Origin of the sequence: Desulfosediminicola ganghwensis (genome assembly GCF_005116675.2) — a bacterium.
In the GTDB taxonomy this organism is placed as follows: Bacteria; Desulfobacterota; Desulfobulbia; order Desulfobulbales; family Desulfocapsaceae; genus Desulfopila; species Desulfopila ganghwensis.
This window is the reverse complement of sequence record NZ_CP050699.1, coordinates 105,743-121,199: the sequence shown is the minus strand read 5'-3', so window position 1 is coordinate 121,199 and position 15,457 is coordinate 105,743. Positions and strand designations below refer to the sequence as shown.

The 15,457-nt window shown below is 51.8% G+C and carries 15 protein-coding genes; 9 read left to right on the top strand and 6 right to left on the bottom strand.

The window, feature by feature from the left end; genetic code table 11:
* The first annotated feature begins 1 nt into the window (after window position 1).
* From FCL45_RS00510 to mtnA, 5 genes are all read left to right on the top strand, one after another.
* Window positions 2–1,099, top strand: coding sequence for an amino acid ABC transporter permease (locus FCL45_RS00510; RefSeq protein WP_136795352.1), 1,098 nt, complete (start codon window positions 2–4; stop codon window positions 1,097–1,099).
* A gap of 28 nt (window positions 1,100–1,127) precedes the next feature.
* The gene (locus tag FCL45_RS00505) at window positions 1,128–1,898 is read left to right on the top strand and encodes an amino acid ABC transporter ATP-binding protein (RefSeq protein WP_338031716.1); all 771 of its coding nucleotides are present in this window, start codon (window positions 1,128–1,130) and stop codon (window positions 1,896–1,898) included.
* Window positions 1,899–2,117: 219 nt separating this feature from the next.
* Complete coding sequence (locus FCL45_RS00500) at window positions 2,118–2,561, top strand: hypothetical protein (protein ID WP_136795351.1); 444 nt, start codon at window positions 2,118–2,120, stop codon at window positions 2,559–2,561.
* Between the two features lie 362 nt (window positions 2,562–2,923).
* Window positions 2,924–3,556 (top strand): class II aldolase/adducin family protein, encoded by a 633-nt coding sequence (locus tag FCL45_RS00495; RefSeq protein WP_136795350.1) that lies wholly within the window; start codon window positions 2,924–2,926, stop codon window positions 3,554–3,556.
* 30 nt (window positions 3,557–3,586) lie between these two features.
* On the top strand, window positions 3,587–4,597 hold the full coding sequence (gene mtnA, locus FCL45_RS00490) for an S-methyl-5-thioribose-1-phosphate isomerase (RefSeq protein ID WP_136795537.1): 1,011 nt from the start codon (window positions 3,587–3,589) through the stop codon (window positions 4,595–4,597).
* Between the two features lie 389 nt (window positions 4,598–4,986).
* On the opposite strand, the gene FCL45_RS00485 is transcribed toward mtnA, so the two are convergent.
* Complete coding sequence (locus tag FCL45_RS00485; protein WP_153305529.1) at window positions 4,987–5,193, bottom strand: hypothetical protein; 207 nt, start codon at window positions 5,191–5,193, stop codon at window positions 4,987–4,989.
* 155 nt (window positions 5,194–5,348) lie between these two features.
* Between FCL45_RS00485 and minC the strand changes: the two genes are divergently transcribed.
* From minC to minE, 3 genes are read left to right on the top strand one after another with little or no spacing between them, the layout of a single operon-like run.
* Window positions 5,349–6,125 (top strand): septum site-determining protein MinC, encoded by a 777-nt coding sequence (gene minC / locus FCL45_RS00480; RefSeq protein ID WP_136795348.1) that lies wholly within the window; start codon window positions 5,349–5,351, stop codon window positions 6,123–6,125.
* 43 nt (window positions 6,126–6,168) lie between these two features.
* The gene (gene minD / locus FCL45_RS00475) at window positions 6,169–7,017 is read left to right on the top strand and encodes a septum site-determining protein MinD (RefSeq protein WP_228721415.1); all 849 of its coding nucleotides are present in this window, start codon (window positions 6,169–6,171) and stop codon (window positions 7,015–7,017) included.
* 4 nt (window positions 7,018–7,021) lie between these two features.
* Window positions 7,022–7,273, top strand: coding sequence for a cell division topological specificity factor MinE (gene minE / locus FCL45_RS00470; RefSeq protein ID WP_136795347.1), 252 nt, complete (start codon window positions 7,022–7,024; stop codon window positions 7,271–7,273).
* 129 nt (window positions 7,274–7,402) lie between these two features.
* On the opposite strand, the gene FCL45_RS00465 is transcribed toward minE, so the two are convergent.
* On the bottom strand, window positions 7,403–8,398 hold the full coding sequence (locus FCL45_RS00465; protein WP_136795346.1) for a GGGtGRT protein: 996 nt from the start codon (window positions 8,396–8,398) through the stop codon (window positions 7,403–7,405).
* Window positions 8,399–8,409: 11 nt separating this feature from the next.
* A complete protein-coding gene (locus tag FCL45_RS00460; protein ID WP_136795345.1) occupies window positions 8,410–9,102 on the bottom strand; it encodes an iron-sulfur cluster assembly scaffold protein in 693 nt (230 codons plus the stop codon).
* A gap of 215 nt (window positions 9,103–9,317) precedes the next feature.
* On the opposite strand from FCL45_RS00460, the gene FCL45_RS00455 reads away from it, so the two are divergent.
* Window positions 9,318–10,358 (top strand): hypothetical protein, encoded by a 1,041-nt coding sequence (locus FCL45_RS00455; RefSeq protein ID WP_136795344.1) that lies wholly within the window; start codon window positions 9,318–9,320, stop codon window positions 10,356–10,358.
* 55 nt (window positions 10,359–10,413) lie between these two features.
* Here FCL45_RS00455 and FCL45_RS00450 read toward each other — a convergent pair whose 3' ends face one another.
* From FCL45_RS00450 to FCL45_RS00440, 3 genes are all read right to left on the bottom strand, one after another.
* On the bottom strand, window positions 10,414–11,802 hold the full coding sequence (locus FCL45_RS00450; RefSeq protein WP_136795343.1) for an FAD-binding oxidoreductase: 1,389 nt from the start codon (window positions 11,800–11,802) through the stop codon (window positions 10,414–10,416).
* Between the two features lie 30 nt (window positions 11,803–11,832).
* Entirely contained in the window at window positions 11,833–13,941 is a 2,109-nt protein-coding gene (locus FCL45_RS00445; protein ID WP_136795342.1) for a TRAP transporter permease, read from the bottom strand.
* A 111-nt stretch (window positions 13,942–14,052) separates the two neighbouring features.
* Window positions 14,053–15,075 (bottom strand): TAXI family TRAP transporter solute-binding subunit, encoded by a 1,023-nt coding sequence (locus tag FCL45_RS00440; RefSeq protein WP_136795341.1) that lies wholly within the window; start codon window positions 15,073–15,075, stop codon window positions 14,053–14,055.
* Window positions 15,076–15,457 lie beyond the last annotated feature (382 nt).

The following is a 15,457-nucleotide window of genomic DNA, read 5'->3' as shown; positions in this document are numbered from 1 at the left end:
AATGGCAGTAATTTCCTATACCCCTGCAATTGATCGTATGCCGCCAGTAGCCAAGGCCGGCGTGGTTGGCTGGTTGCGGCAAAACCTGTTTTCTTCCTGGATCAGTTCCCTGTTCACTGTCGTGGCGCTCTGGTTCCTGTTCAAGACCGTACCGCCGGCAATGGAGTGGCTCTTTTTCAAGGCCAGCTGGGTCGGAACCACCAGGGATGCCTGCAGCGCCGATGGCGCTTGCTGGGTATTCATTTCGGTGCGATTCGAACAGTTTATATTCGGTTTTTATCCTTCTGAGCAGTACTGGCGTGTCATCCTGGCCTTTGTGATGTTTGTGGCACTGGTCGGCTGGTTACTGGTTGAACGTACCCGGCATAAGGGGAAGGTCGTGTTTTTTGCCATCTTCATCTACCCGGTGATTGCTTACGGTCTCTTTTATGGTGGCCTGTTTGGTCTGCCGGTGGTCGAGACCCATAAGTGGGGCGGCCTGATGCTGACCCTGATCCTGGCAGCGGTGGGTATGTTCTGCTCACTCCCGCTTGGGGTGGTGCTGGCCCTGGGACGAAGGTCCTCAATGCCGGTGGCTAAGTCGGTTTGTATCTTTTTTATCGAGTTCTGGCGGGGCGTACCCCTTATTACGGTGCTGTTCATGTCTTCGGTGATGTTGCCGATCTTTATGCCCGAGGAAATAAGCTTTGATAAATTGTTGCGAGCCATGATCGGCATCATCTTCTTCCAATCTGCGTATATGGCGGAAGTTATCCGGGGTGGCCTGCAGGCTATTCCACGTGGGCAGTATGAGGCAGCGGAGGCGTTAGGCCTCTCCTATTGGAAATCGATGTTTCTCATCATCATGCCCCAGGCGATGAAGCTGGTAATTCCCGGAATCGTCAACACTTTCATCGCGCTCTTCAAAGACACCACGCTGGTATTGATTATCGGCCTGTTCGACTTGTTGGCGGTGGTGCAATCAGCTTTCTCCGACCCGAACTGGCTGGGTTTTTCCGTGGAAGGCTATGTGTTTGTGGCGGCAATATACTGGGTGTCCTGTTTCTCCATGTCACGCTATTCCATGTATCTTGAGAAAAAACTGCATACCGGACATTAACAGCAGCCGGCAACGACCAAGGAAGATAATGAATAATACGCAATTAAAGGAAGATCCGGCCATGAACAGCGAAATAATGATCGAGCTCAGGAACATGAACAAATGGTATGGCGATTTTCATGTGCTGAAAAATATCAACATGAAAGTGTACAAAGGGGAGCGCATCATCATCTGCGGTCCTTCCGGCTGCGGAAAATCGACCATGATCCGCTGCATGAATCGGCTAGAGGAGCACCAGGAAGGCGATATTATCGTCAACGGTGTGGAGTTGACCAATGATCTCAAGGGGATTGACAGGGTGCGACGGGATATCGGCATGGTGTTCCAGCAATTCAATCTCTTTCCCCATCTGACAGTGTTGGAAAATTGCTGCCTTGCACCGGTCTGGGTGCAGAAGAAACCGAGAAAGGAGGCGGAAGCAACAGCCCGCAGATTTCTCGATCGCGTGCAGATAGGTGACCAGGCAGACAAATTCCCCGGCCAGCTCTCCGGGGGGCAGCAGCAGCGTGTGGCCATTGCCAGGAGTCTCTGCATGAACCCCTCCATTATGCTCTTTGATGAACCGACCTCTGCGCTGGATCCTGAGATGATAAAGGAGGTGCTCGATGTAATGGTCGATCTGGCCGAAGAGGGCATGACCATGATCTGTGTTACCCATGAAATGGGCTTTGCCAAGACAGTGGCGGATCGCGTCATATTTATGGATGCTGGCGAGATTGTAGAAGAGAATGAGCCGGAGGAGTTTTTTAGTAATCCCCAGTCGGAACGTACCCAGCTGTTCCTGAGCCAGATTCTCTAAGGTGTGAGGCGGGAAGCTTCAAGGTAGAAGTGAGAGAGATGAGAGGGGTAAGGAGTAAGCTGTGACAATCTCCTGATGAACATCTAAAAATACGGCCATATTGCAAAAACTGTAGAGCGAGATATATTTCTACAGTTTGCAGTTGTTAAAAATGGCTGATCTGACAGTGTTTTTGAAGTTTAAATAGGCGCTGATCGCAGATGTTTGAAGGAGATAATTATGGAAAATATCAAGAAAATTAATTTGTTACAGGCTCTTGTGGTGACCTTGGCGATCTATTGTATTGCGCCGGGGTTTGTTTTAGCTGAACAGAGCGCCTGGGACAAGGTCGGGCAACAGGTTGGCGAGACGGCCAGGGCTGTGGGTGATGCTTCTGCCGAGACCTGGCAGAAGACTAAAGAGACCAGTTCAGATGCCTGGGATAAGACCAAAGACGTAAGCGGCGAGACTTGGGATAAAACCAAAGGAACAAGTCACGAGGCATGGGATAAAACAAAGGACGGGAGTTCCAAGGCTGTAGATAAAAGCGGAGACGCTCTGGAGTCAGCAGGGGATAAGGCCGCAAGCATCTGGGATAAGACCAAAAAAGGTACCAGTTCATGGTACAATAAAGCCAAAAAGAAAGTACATGATATGACCGCGCCTGAAACTACTGAGAACTAAGAAGCAGGAGAGGAGAGTACATACGGGCGTGGTTGGCTGCAACCTGACCGGCAAATTTCACGAAAATCGCAAACTACCTCATCCGGTTACATAGAGGTTGTGATTTTCACCCTCCGGGCGTCCGTGAGAAGCGCCCCTGGGATGCAGGTCGATACAACCCTCAAATTTGAGCAGGCTGTTTCAACACGCGAAATAGGCACGTTAGTGATGCAGGAAAAGGGAGAGTTTTTCGGAACTCTCCCTTTTTTTTATCGTAGTGTGCTGATATGTGAGAGAGTACAATATCTGTTGAGTAGAGCTCCTGGTAATTGGCGGGCCGCGAGCTTTAAAGAAACCGCTCTAATTCAGAGAATGGATGCCATATGGAAGGTGTTATAAAATTCAATCTCCACTATACCCAGCAACCCTGCGTCACACCGGAGATGACTGCGGAGCTGAGTGGCTGGCGGTATATCATGCATAAACTGCAGCTGATCGGGCAGGATCAGGCTCGCTATATGGGGTACGGTTTTGGCAACCTCAGCAAACGTTGTGATGATGAACCGCAAAGCTTTATCATTACCGGAACCCAGACAGGCAGTTCATTGTTTCTGCCTCATACCGAATATAGCAAAGTAACTGCCTGTGATCCGTTTGATAACAGTATCACCGCCACAGGCATGACCAAGCCATCTTCCGAAGCTCTGACCCATGGTCAGCTCTATCAGATAGATAGCGCGATTCAGTCTGTGCTGCACGTCCATTCGCCACGGATCTGGAACTATCGGGAGCAACTTGGTCTGCCGGTCACCAGGGAAGGGGCAGCCTATGGCACTGTGGAAATGGCCCTGGAGGTGGCCAGAATCTTCAGAGAATCTTCAGGTCAGAGTGCAAAGTGTTTCGTTATGGGCGGACACGAGGATGGTGTGGTCAGTTTCGGTGTATCAATCCAGGAAGCATGTGAGACAATGATAGCGGTACTCGCTCAAGCGGTGGCACTTGGAGGAGGGAAATAGGTGGTCGATGCAATCACGCCTCTCATCGCCATGGGAATGCGTTGGGAGCATGACACCTTCGCCATCCTTGACCAGACTATTCTGCCCCATGAAGAGCACTGGCTGATTTGCGATACTATAGATGACTTGATTGAGGCTATTCAACGCCTGGCGATTCGTGGTGCACCGACCATCGGCATATCTTCGGCTCTGCTCCTGGCAACTTTAGCCATACGTGGTGCATCACCTTTTGAACTCGCCAGGGATGCTGCCCGATTACGCAAGGCCCGCCCCACAGCAGTTAACCTGATAAACAATATTGATCGCCTGGTAGAGAAAATTGACAGCCCGAATTACCCGGAATCGGTAATTGAGCAAGCACAGGCAATCTTTAACGAGGACCGAGAGCTTTGTGATCGTATTGCAGATAACGGTGCAGCCTTGATAGGCAAAAATGAACGCATACTTACCCACTGCAATACCGGCGGGCTTGCAACTGCCGGAATCGGAACAGCCCTGGGCGTAATCCGCCGAGCCCATGAGCAGGGCAAGAACCCCATGGTCTGGGTTGATGAGACCCGACCGCTTTTACAGGGGGGAAGGCTCACTGCCTGGGAATGCGGCAAGCTTGGTATTCGCCATTCAATTATCTGTGATTCCGCCGCAGCAATGCTTATGCAGGGCGGCGAAGTTGATACCGTGCTGGTGGGTGCTGACCGGATAGCTGCCAACGGCGATTTCGCGAATAAAATAGGCACCTATAGCCTGGCAGTATTGGCTTCCTTTCATGAAATTCCTTTCTACGTTGTTGCGCCGTCCACCACTATTGATGGCAACTGCCCGACAGGTGCTGAAATTGAGATTGAAGAACGGGGCATGAACGAAGTACGCGGGGTGCCTGGAGTGGAGGGGACATGCCTGTGGGCGCCGAAGTCCAGTCCTGCGTTTAACCCCGCCTTTGATGTAACTCCCGCTGAATTGGTGACAGGTTGGGTGCTGGATGGGGGTGTATATACACGGGAGCAGTATATCCAGAATTATCAGGAAAAATCTTCGCTCTAAGGGGTGGAGTTGAAGTCAAATCCCAATTCCTTTAAACGGTGATCTGTCCTGCAGTATGGTGTTCTGGTAGAGACAGTTCATGCTCTTTTGCGCAAAGGGCTTTCTCTTTTGGCAGGCTGTCTTATCCTTTAGCTATTCAGGCAGTTGCCTGGGTGGCGCTGCCTGAACATCAGGCCGGCCCGCCAGTTACACACGCACGGGTAGGGGAAGGAGAGCCGGTGATAAAACCAGATTACCTACAGGTGACCTTATGATCGAGAAAACACAGACCGCTTCTACAAAGAATATGGATCCCTTCTGGAACTGTGGAAATTGCGGAAATACGCTGCAGGCTCCTGCCGCGCCTGAGCAATGCCCAAGTTGTTCCAAAAAATGCGAATTCAAAGATGTCAGCTGTTATACTCCCGACTGCGGTGGGCCGGGAAAAATCGATCCCAGACTCGTCTGAGGCCGGTTGGCACATGGTGATGTCCTCTCCTGGCGCAGGGGGATTTTCTGCGCCGGGATGACTGCCTGAGTCTCGGATACCTGGTTCTGGTGTTCTTAATAAGACACCGCCGCACCGTTTTTTTCTCGTTGTTGGAAAATGCTGCCATACTTTTTCTGCTTAATATCCGCTCTTCATTCCTGTCGAGAACCCCTGTCTGAACGCGTTATAATCACAAGCTAATTGACCGATTGAATTTTCCTTGATAAGTACTATCTGGAATTGGTGTGTTCTATTTAAATTCAAGAAAACCGTGATCACTCGATGAGACAGAATAACGGAGAAGTTGTAAGCCCGGCCCTGGAAGTGAAAGGCAGCGTCCTGACCATAATCACGCTGCATATTATGGAAACGCAGCCTGACCGCCTGTATCCGCAGCTGGAGAAGAAATTCGGCAAGGCACAAGCGTTTTTCAAGAATGCCCCGGTGATATTGGACCTCGAAGAGATAGATAAAAAGGGGAAGGCCGAACTGGATTTTGGTCTGTTGGTCAATACCCTGCGAGAGTTCGGCCTGGTTCTGGTTGGTGTCCGGAGCAGTGATGCCTTTTTATGTGAACGGGTGGTGGAGGCAGGCTTGGGTTTACTTCCACCGGTCAAGAGCAGAAGTAGCAAAATCGTTCAGGATGATACTGAAGAATCAGAAACTCAATCTGAATCGCGGGATAGAAAAACCGATAATGAATCCAGATCTGTAGCACCCACCAAAGTTATCAATCAGCCGGTCCGATCCGGGCAGCAGGTATTTGCCCCGGAGGGTGATCTTGTAATCCTCTCGTCGGTCAATGCCGGGGCCGAGGTGCTTGCTGCCGGAAATATTCATATTTATGGAGCACTGCGTGGGCGTGCGTTGGCTGGAATTAACGGAGATTCAACTTCACGCATTTTTAGTCTGCAGTCAGACCCTGAACTGATCGCTATCGCAGGGGAGTATATGGTTAATGAGTCACTTGACCAGAATGTACTGAACCACAGCGCGGTATTCTCCCTCAGTGATGGCAGCCTGAAGGCTCAGGTGGTTGGCTCATTCACACCGACTTGATAAATAAAAATAAATATATTCAACCTTTTATAAGGTATACGTCATGGAAGATACAATACAGCCCTTGAATGAAAAAAGACCGCTGGGTCAGGTCGTGGTTGTCACCTCCGGTAAAGGCGGTGTCGGTAAAACCACCACCAGTGCAGCGTTTGCTGCAGGCCTCGCAGTACGTGGATATAAAACGGTTGTGATCGATTTTGATGTCGGTCTGCGCAATCTCGATCTTATCATGGGCTGCGAGAGGCGTGTTGTTTATGATCTCCTAAACGTAATCCATGGCGAGGGCTCACTTCATCAGGCTCTGATCAAAGATAAAAGGATTGCCAACCTCTCAATTCTCCCGGCCTCCCAGACCCGTGACAAGGATGCGTTGACCCTGGAAGGTGTCGGTGAGGTTATTGACGCTTTGCGGCAAAAATTTGATTACATCATCTGTGATTCCCCCGCCGGTATCGAAAAGGGTGCCATGACCGCTATGTATTACGCGGATGTGGCCTTGGTTGTGGCTAATCCGGAAATTTCTTCCGTCCGTGATTCAGACAGGATGATTGGTATTCTTGCCAGCAAGAGCCGGCGGGCAGAGCAGGATCTTGAGCCCATCAAGGAACATCTGATCATCACCCGCTACGATCCGAGCCGGGTAAACAAGGGAGAGATGCTGAGTGCAGACGACGTAAACCAGATTCTCGCCATCCCTTTCTTAGGAGTTGTGCCGGAATCGGAATATGTTCTGAATGCTTCAAATTCAGGTGTACCCGTTACTCTGGCCGACACAAACGATGCGGGCGATGCCTATTTCGATGTTATCGACCGCTTCCTTGGTAAAGACCATCCATTCCGTTTTATGGATGAAGAAAAGAAAAGTTTTCTCTCCCGTCTTTTTGGAACCTGATGCCATGAGTTTATTTAACGTATTCGGATCGAAAAAACAGGGTACTGCCTCCATTGCCAAGGAACGCTTGCAGATTATCGTCGCCCATGAGCGACGACACGCCTCCAGTCCCGACTATCTGCCTCAACTCCAGCAGGATATCCTCGAGGTGGTACGCAAGTATGTTCAGGTTCATGAAGACCAGATCTTTTTAAACGTCGACCGGCAGGATGACAGTGAAGTGCTTGAAGTGAATATCATGCTTTCAGATCACTAGGGTGTGAGAGGTGAGAAGTATGTAACGTTACTTCTGACATCTTCCCTCTATCCGATAGAACAGCAAAAACCGGTCAACCATTGCGGTAGACCGGCTTTTAGTTCTGGCACGTTCTGGACATGCTAACTGCTATTTAGCTTGTTCAAGGGCAACTGAGACAGCAACAGAAGCACCAACCATAGGGTTGTTGCCCATGCCGATCAAACCCATCATTTCAACGTGGGCGGGAACGGAGGATGATCCTGCGAACTGGGCATCGGAGTGCATGCGGCCCATGGTGTCGGTCATACCATAAGAGGCAGGTCCTGCGGCCATATTATCCGGGTGCAGGGTACGTCCGGTACCGCCGCCTGAGGCGACGCTGAAGTATTTCTTGCCTTCCTGCTGACACTCTTTCTTATAGGTGCCGGCAACGGGATGCTGGAAACGGGTCGGGTTGGTGGAGTTACCGGTGATAGAAACATCCACACCCTCGAGATGATTGATGGCCACACCTTCGCGAACATCGTCTGCGCCGTAGCAGCGGACTTCTGCCCGTTCACCTTTTGAATAGGCGGTCTCGCCGACGATTTTCACCTCACCGGCAGCATAGTCGAACTGGGTCTGCACATAAGTGAATCCGTTGATACGGGAGATGATCTTGGCGGCATCCTTACCAAGCCCGTTCAGTATTACCCGCAATTGAGTCTGGCGTACCCGATTAGCTGACTTGGCGATACCGATGGCGCCCTCCGCAGCGGCAAAGGACTCGTGTCCGGCCAGAAAAGCGAAACATTTCGTCTCATCTTTTAAGAGCATGGAAGCGAGGTTGCCGTGGCCTAAGCCTACTTTGCGATCATCCGCGACGGAGCCGGGGATGCAGAAAGCCTGCAGACCTTCTCCAACGGTGGCGGCGATATCGGCGGCCCTGGTGAGATCTTTTCTGATGGCGATCGCAGCACCAAGGGTATACGCCCAGCAGGCGTTGTCAAAGCAGATCGGCTGGATGGAACGAACGATCTCGGCCACATCCACACCTTTGGCCAGGCAAATCTCACGCGCTTCTTCCAGGCTCTTCATATCATACGCTTCCAGGACCGGAGTAATCTGACCGATCCGTCTGTCATAACTTTCAAACAGTGCCATTGTCAGTCTCCTTATTCGTGTCTTGGATCGATGGTTTTAACTGCGTCTGCAAAACGGCCATAGGTGCCGGATGCGGATTGTAATGCTTCGGCGGGATCGATACCTTTTTTAATAGCATCCATCATGCGGCCCAGGTTGACGAAGGTATAACCGATGATCTCATCGTTTTCATCCAGACCGATCTCGGTAACATAGCCTTCTGCAGTCTCGAGATAGCGGGGGCCTTTGGCTGCGGTACCGTAGGTGGTGCCGGTAACGGAGCGCAGGCCTTTGCCGAGATCTTCCATACCGGCGCCGACAGGCAGCCCGCCCTCTGAAAATGCTGATTGGCTGCGGCCGTAAACGATCTGCAGGAACAGTTCCCGCATGGCGACGTTGATGGCGTCACAAACCAGGTCGGTGTTCATTGCCTCGAGGATGGTTTTACCTGGCAGGATTTCTGAGGCCATGGCGGCAGAGTGGGTCATGCCTGTGCAACCCAGGGTCTCGATCAGCGCTTCTTCAATTATGCCGTTCTTGATATTGAGGGTCAGTTTGGCAGCACCCTGTTGTGGTGCACACCAGCCAACACCGTGGGTAAGACCACTGATATCGGTTACTTCTCTGGCCTTTGTCCAACCGCCTTCCTGGGGTATGGGGGAGGGGCCATGATTTGCCCCCTGCGCAACGCGGCACATCTCCATGATTTCTGAAGTGTATTGCATGCTCAACTCCTTGAACTGGATGATAAATAAAAGTTATCTCTTATGATTTTTAGAGGTTGTCACCTGCGAAAAAAATGTGAAAGTGAACAGGGATAACCAGTGTATATAGAACTCACAAACCCCTCTAACATAATGAAATTGAATCATAATGTCATAGCATTTTTTCTGAAATAAGCCTGGTGGCATATTTGTATGGGTACACGAAGAGTTATTGTGTGGGCAAAAGGTATCAATCCGCCGGTGCGGAGTTCAGCAATACTGGATTCTGCCCAAAGAGTACCTACTGTTACCGAATGAAAACCCTGACCCTGGCCTTGTCTACCCATCGACCGGAAACCCTGCAGAGAACTGCCGAGTTGATGTCTCTCAGCAAGCTGATAGTGCTTGAAGAGCCGTCGCACCCTGACTTTTACAAGATGTTGGGGGGCCAACAGTCTATTGAAGATCACCTGCTGGAACTCGACGTCGAATATCCGCTTTTTTCTACCGAGCAGTACCGGCTGGTCAGGGACTTTCACAAACTGGGCAAAAAGGTGATGCAGGTTGAGCCGTTCTGGCATCATCTCTATCGGATACAGGATTTCCTGGCGGATGGTAATGGGCCGGCTGATATAGATCGCTCCTCAGTGGAGTTTCAGGTATATGATCACGAACGGGTAGCCACAGGGCGGTTGATAGCCTATTACAAGGCGGTGCGGGGAAAAGATTACCTGAAAATCCTAAGGGCCATGGACCTTTTCGCCCGGGCTGATGCGGCGCGCTTCAGGCTGCGCGACCAATTGCGGACGACTGAGATCATGAAGTTATTGCCGCACAGTGACAGCATCTATGTGGAAGCCGGGGCCATGCACCTGTTGCTGAAGAAATACCTCTTTCAGCAGTTAGCCGCCGAAGGCGGGGGCTGGCGGTTGAAAACACATTTCATCGAACTTGAGGAGATGCGCGCCAGTGGCTATATGGGCAGCATGGTTGCCCCGGGCGATGAATTGACCCTGGCATATATGTTTGGCAGAAAGATCAGTAAAGCCCGCGCCGAAATGCTCTGTGCCCAGACCCTGGTCTATGCCAAGCTGGTCTGGAAAGAAGAGATTCTGGAAGACAAAGAAAACTTTCCCTACACCAGAAATGACCTGGAGACCATAAAGATTGCCCGGATGCTTGATCTGAATGCGTGCCGGGAACTGTTTTTTGCATTGCGACCATTGGGCCGATCAGAAGCGGTGGAGTATGTGCAGGGCTATTTGAGAAAAAATTAAGGCAGGCGGGGAGGAGCGAGTGAGGGGCATCCCCTCACTCGCTCCTCCTGGCTTCTCATGAAGATTTTTCCGAGGGAAAAATCTTCCCGGGGTTCATGATATTCTTCGGGTCCAGTGCTCTTTTAATAGTCACCATGCAATCTCTGGTGGCCTGATCAAGCTCCATGGCGATAAAGGGTAGCTTAGTAATACCGATGCCATGTTCCCCACTTACAGACCCGCCCAGTTCAAGGGCAGCGGCAAAGACCTCTTTCAGGGTTTTGTCGACTTTGTTCTGGGTTCCCGGAACTTTCAGATCGACCATCACATTGACATGGATATTGCCATCACCAGCATGGCCGAAATTGACGATCGGCACGCCGAATTTCTCCGAGATCGCTTCGAGTTTTCTGATCATCTCGGGGATTCGGGAACGGGGTACGACAATATCTTCGTTGAATTTGTCCGGTGCTACATTTCTCAGGCTCGCACTGACACTGCGGCGCATCTTCCAAATTTTGTCTGATTCTTCAGGAGTGGTTGCGACCTGGGTGGTAACGATACCCAAAGGTTCAATGATTTCAATAATTCGGTTGATCTGTTTGGTCAGCAGTTCGGGTTCGCCATCGACTTCAATGATCAGCAGGGCTTCGGAGCTTTCGGGGATATCTGCATTCACCCCTTCCCGCAGGCACTCGAGGGTGGATTTATCCAGAAATTCAAGAGTTGTGGGAATGATCTTGCCCTTGATGATTGCCGATACTGCGCGGGCAGCACCATCGATGGAGGTGAATTGAGCCATCATGGTCTGCTTGGCTTCCGGCTTTGGCAGCAGTTTCAGGGTGATCTCGGTGATGATACCGAGAGTTCCTTCGGAGCCGGTAAAGAGCTTGGTGAGGTCGTAGCCGACCACGTTTTTCATGGTCGGCCCACCGGTGCGGATAATATCGCCGGTGGGGGTAACAACTTCCAGGCCGAGGACATAATCCTTGGTGACTCCATACTTCACACAGCGAGGGCCTCCGGCGCATTCGGCCACGTTGCCGCCCATGGTCGAAAAATCGAGTGAAGCGGGGTCCGGCGGGTAGAACAGGCCGAGAGCTTCCACATGCTGCTGAAGCTGCAAGGTGATGACTCCAGGCTGGATAACCGCCACCAGGTTGTCTTCATCCACCTCAAGAATCTGGTTCATATCGGTCAGAACCAGGACGATACCGCCCTTAATCGGCACGGTGCCGCCGCTGAAGCCGCTGCCGGCACCGCGGGGGATGACCGGGATATTTTCCCTGTTGGCGAGTTTGACGACTTGGGAAACCTGCTCTGTGGTTGACACGTGAACCACCAGATCCGGCATATGTTCTTCGCCGGTAGCGTCGTAGGAGTAGGCAATTTTATCCTCAACGGAGCCAAAGACCTTATCCTTACCTACTATGTTTTCAATTTCGCGTTGAATTGCGTTGTTCATGGCACTGCGTATCTCCTTGCGGGTATCTCTTTACGCTGAAGCCGGTTGACTCGCGTTAGGATTTTTTTTATGGGCTTTCATTGTAAAGTTTACGACAAATAGCAGCAAGAAAAGTATTGCGGCAACACTATGAATGACGAGTGAAGCAGGTTTTAACAGGAAAAAGGCCAGTACCAGCAGAGCAATACGTACCAGTGGCGGGACGGGATTTTCCATATGCCCCTGGATGGCGCTGGTGAAGCAATAGAGCCCGAGCAGGGCGAAAAATGAGATGGTGAGAACTTCGGCAAGTGAGCCGCCGAGCAGATTGGTGTAGGCGAAAAGAAGCGGTATGATATAAAGGCCTTTGGCGACCTTCCAGGATTGAAAACCGGTGGCCATCGGCGGTGTACCGGCAATGGCGGCGCCGGTGAAGGCGGCGAGGCAGACCGGCGGGGTGACGTTGGAGTCCTGGCTGAGCCAGAAGATGATCATATGGGCCGAAAGTAGGGCGAAAGTGGCTGCTTCCGGAGCAATGAGCATAGTGCGCAGGGTATCGCTCAGCTCCAGTGGCACCGAAGCAAACAATTCCCTGGCCTGGGCCAGGGGCATGACCTGGCCCAGAAGCTCAGCTTTGTCGGGGACCGCCATCATGAAGATCATTTTAGCGTCTTCACTCAGCATACCGCTGGCGATGGTCTGGGTGATCTGGCCGTCTGCGATGAGTGTATAAAGCGCCGGGGCGGACAGGGTGCCAAGCACGATATAGGAAGCAGTGACCGGCAACCCCATGCCGAGCACCAGCGAGGCCAGGGCGATAAGCAGGATGGCTATCAGCATGTTGTCACCGGACCATTCGGTAATCATCAGTGAAAAGGTGTTGCCGATTCCGGCGGTGGCGATAACATTGACAACCAGGCCGACACTGCAGAGCAGGATGGCAGTCATCACCATATTGCGCGCACCCAGGGCCAGCGCCTCCATGATCGCCTGAACACCCATCCTGTTCGGGGTCATCCACGATGAGACGACAACAGAGAGAATGGCAAAGCCTGCGGCGTAGGTGGGAGTAAAGCCATAAATCAGCATACCGATCAGGATAGATACCGGCAGCAGAAAGGGCAGGCCGCCTTCTTTCAAAACTTTCATGACGCCCAGTTTTTCATCTTCGACGATACCTATACCGGTACGTTTAGCCTCGATGCGCACGAAAAAACCGACTGTGGCGAAATAAAGTATCGCGGGCAGGATCGAGTAGAGCACGATGGTGGTGTAAGGGATCTGGGTGTAACTGGCCATTACAAAGGCGCCGGCACCCATGATTGGCGGCATAAGCTGACCGCCGGTAGAAGCCGCTGCTTCAACACCTGCGGCGAAGCGGGCTTCAAAGCCTGCCCGTTTCATCAGCGGGATGGTGATGACTCCTGTGGAGGCTGTGTTGGCCACAGCAGAGCCGGAAATGGTACCGGTAAGCCCGGAAGCAAAAACCGCCACCAGTCCGGGGCCCCCAATCATCCTGCCGGCCACGGCCCTGGCAAGATTTATGACAAAGTCCCCGGCTCCGGAGCGAAGTAAAAATGCGCCGAAGAGGATGAACATGAAAACGAAGGTTGACGATATTCTGGCGATGTTGCCGAACAGACCATCATCACCATACACCGAGCGGAAAAGTATTGTTTCAGCCGAAAGTCCGCTGAATCTGAATACTCCGCCCACATACTCACCCCACCAGCCCACATAACTCAGGGCGAGCAGGATCAGCACCGGGATAATCCAACCGGTGGCCCTTCTGGTAAACTCAACTGCGGTGAGGATGAGGATGGTACCTGCAACCCACTCAATGCTGCTGAGATGAACACCGCGCGCGTAAATGGCATCTTCCATAGCGATCATATAAATCGCGCAGAATGCTGCAGTAACACCGAGCAGGCAGTCAAAGACCAGACCGAAGCGGCCTCGTTTTTTACCTGCTCCCCGAAAGGGGTAGACAAGGGCGCAGAGAATGGCGAAGCCGGAATAATGCAGTGCGTTCTGGGTAAGCGTTGGGAGCACGCCGAAGATATTGAAGTAGATGTGAACCAAAGAGACGAGGATACCTATATAAAAGATAGCTTTACCGGCAAATCCCTTGGTTGGCATGAAAATGTCGTCGGTTTGCATGAGGTGCTCCCGTAATGCTGATTCAATTACTGGTAGAAGGTAATACAGAAAACCGGCTCCCGAAAAAAGGGGAGCCGGTATGTTCGAACAAAGAAATTTGCTTGCTGTCGATTAATCGGCGATCAGTTTTTCAGGGATCTCAAGACCAGCTTCCTTGAAATATTTCACAGCGCCGGGGTGCAGGGGCATTGGCAGACCGGCGATGGCTTTTTCAAGTTGCATCACGGCAGTGGCCTTGTGGATTGCGTTTAAAAATGCCAGATTCTCGTAAATGGTCTTGGTGATTTTATAGACGGCTTCGTCATCCACATCTGCACGGACAGCAAGAAAGTTTGGCTGTGCGATGGTCTTGATGTCTTTTTCCTGGCCCGGATAGGTGCCGGCCTTGATAATGTATTCAGTCCAGAGTCCGAGGCCGCCGTCAGCTTTTGCGGCCTGCTCATCGGTGAACTCAAGGAGCTTTGCTTTGTCTCCCATGGCGGCGATGGCGCGGGTTACAGCTCCCGTAGGGGTTCCTGCCGGGGTGGACATTCCTGCCACCTGACCATTTTGCAGGGCATCGGCGCTGGGGCCGTAGCCGACATAAACCAGGTCAAAATCATTGGCTGGATCCATGCCAAGATTTTCAAGCAGGACGGTATTGGAGCCGAGGGTGCCACTGTTCTTCTTGCCAAGCGCCATACGGCTGCCTTTTAAGGCGAGAACATCCTCGATGGTTCCGGTGGCGGCTTTGTCGGCGGCGATGGTAAATTGTTCAACATTTTGCCAGAGCATGGTTACCGAGCGCAGCCCTTTTTGTGGGCCTTCGTTTTTGATCGGACCCTTGCCGTTCCAGGCATAGTAGCCATAGAGGCCCTGAAGAATAGCAAATTGCGCCTCATTGTCCCGCAGCAGCTTGATGTTTTCACCTGAGCCTGCAGAGTTGATAGCAGACATGCCGATCCCTTCCGTAGGCTGTAGCTTCACCTTGGTCAGGGTCGAGATGGCTACGCCAACAGGGTAATAGGTGCCGCCTGTGCTGGCAGTGGCGAGCAGGTAGTTCTTCTCTTCGGCCGCGGTGGCAGCGGCAGTCGAGAGCAGGGTGGCAGTAAAGGCTACCAGGGCACAACGGGCTATCGCCGATGTAATTTTCATAACTTCCTCCTTGATAGATGGGTGGGTTGACCTCCAACCGTTACTTCGTGTTTGTTAGATTTCCAAGTTGCCATATAGCAAGAGGCGGGCCATGGCGGATTGCAGAATGGCGGTTGTGAAAGAGACGCGTATTAGGCTATTTACAAGAATGCCCGCATAGAGTCCGGGAGTCAATCGGCAAAATTTTGCCTATGGGGAGCTGGCTATCGGCAAGATCTTGCTTATGGTTTCGCTCATGATTTGGCATTGATTGCATATCGTATTGATTTCGTGCTATGAATCAGAGTTGGGCCAGCAGTGCTAAGAATCTGACAACTGGAACGGTTCTTGTTCTTTATGTTGCTTGACGGCAGGGAAAGGCGAAGAGTCTGACGCCTGCGAG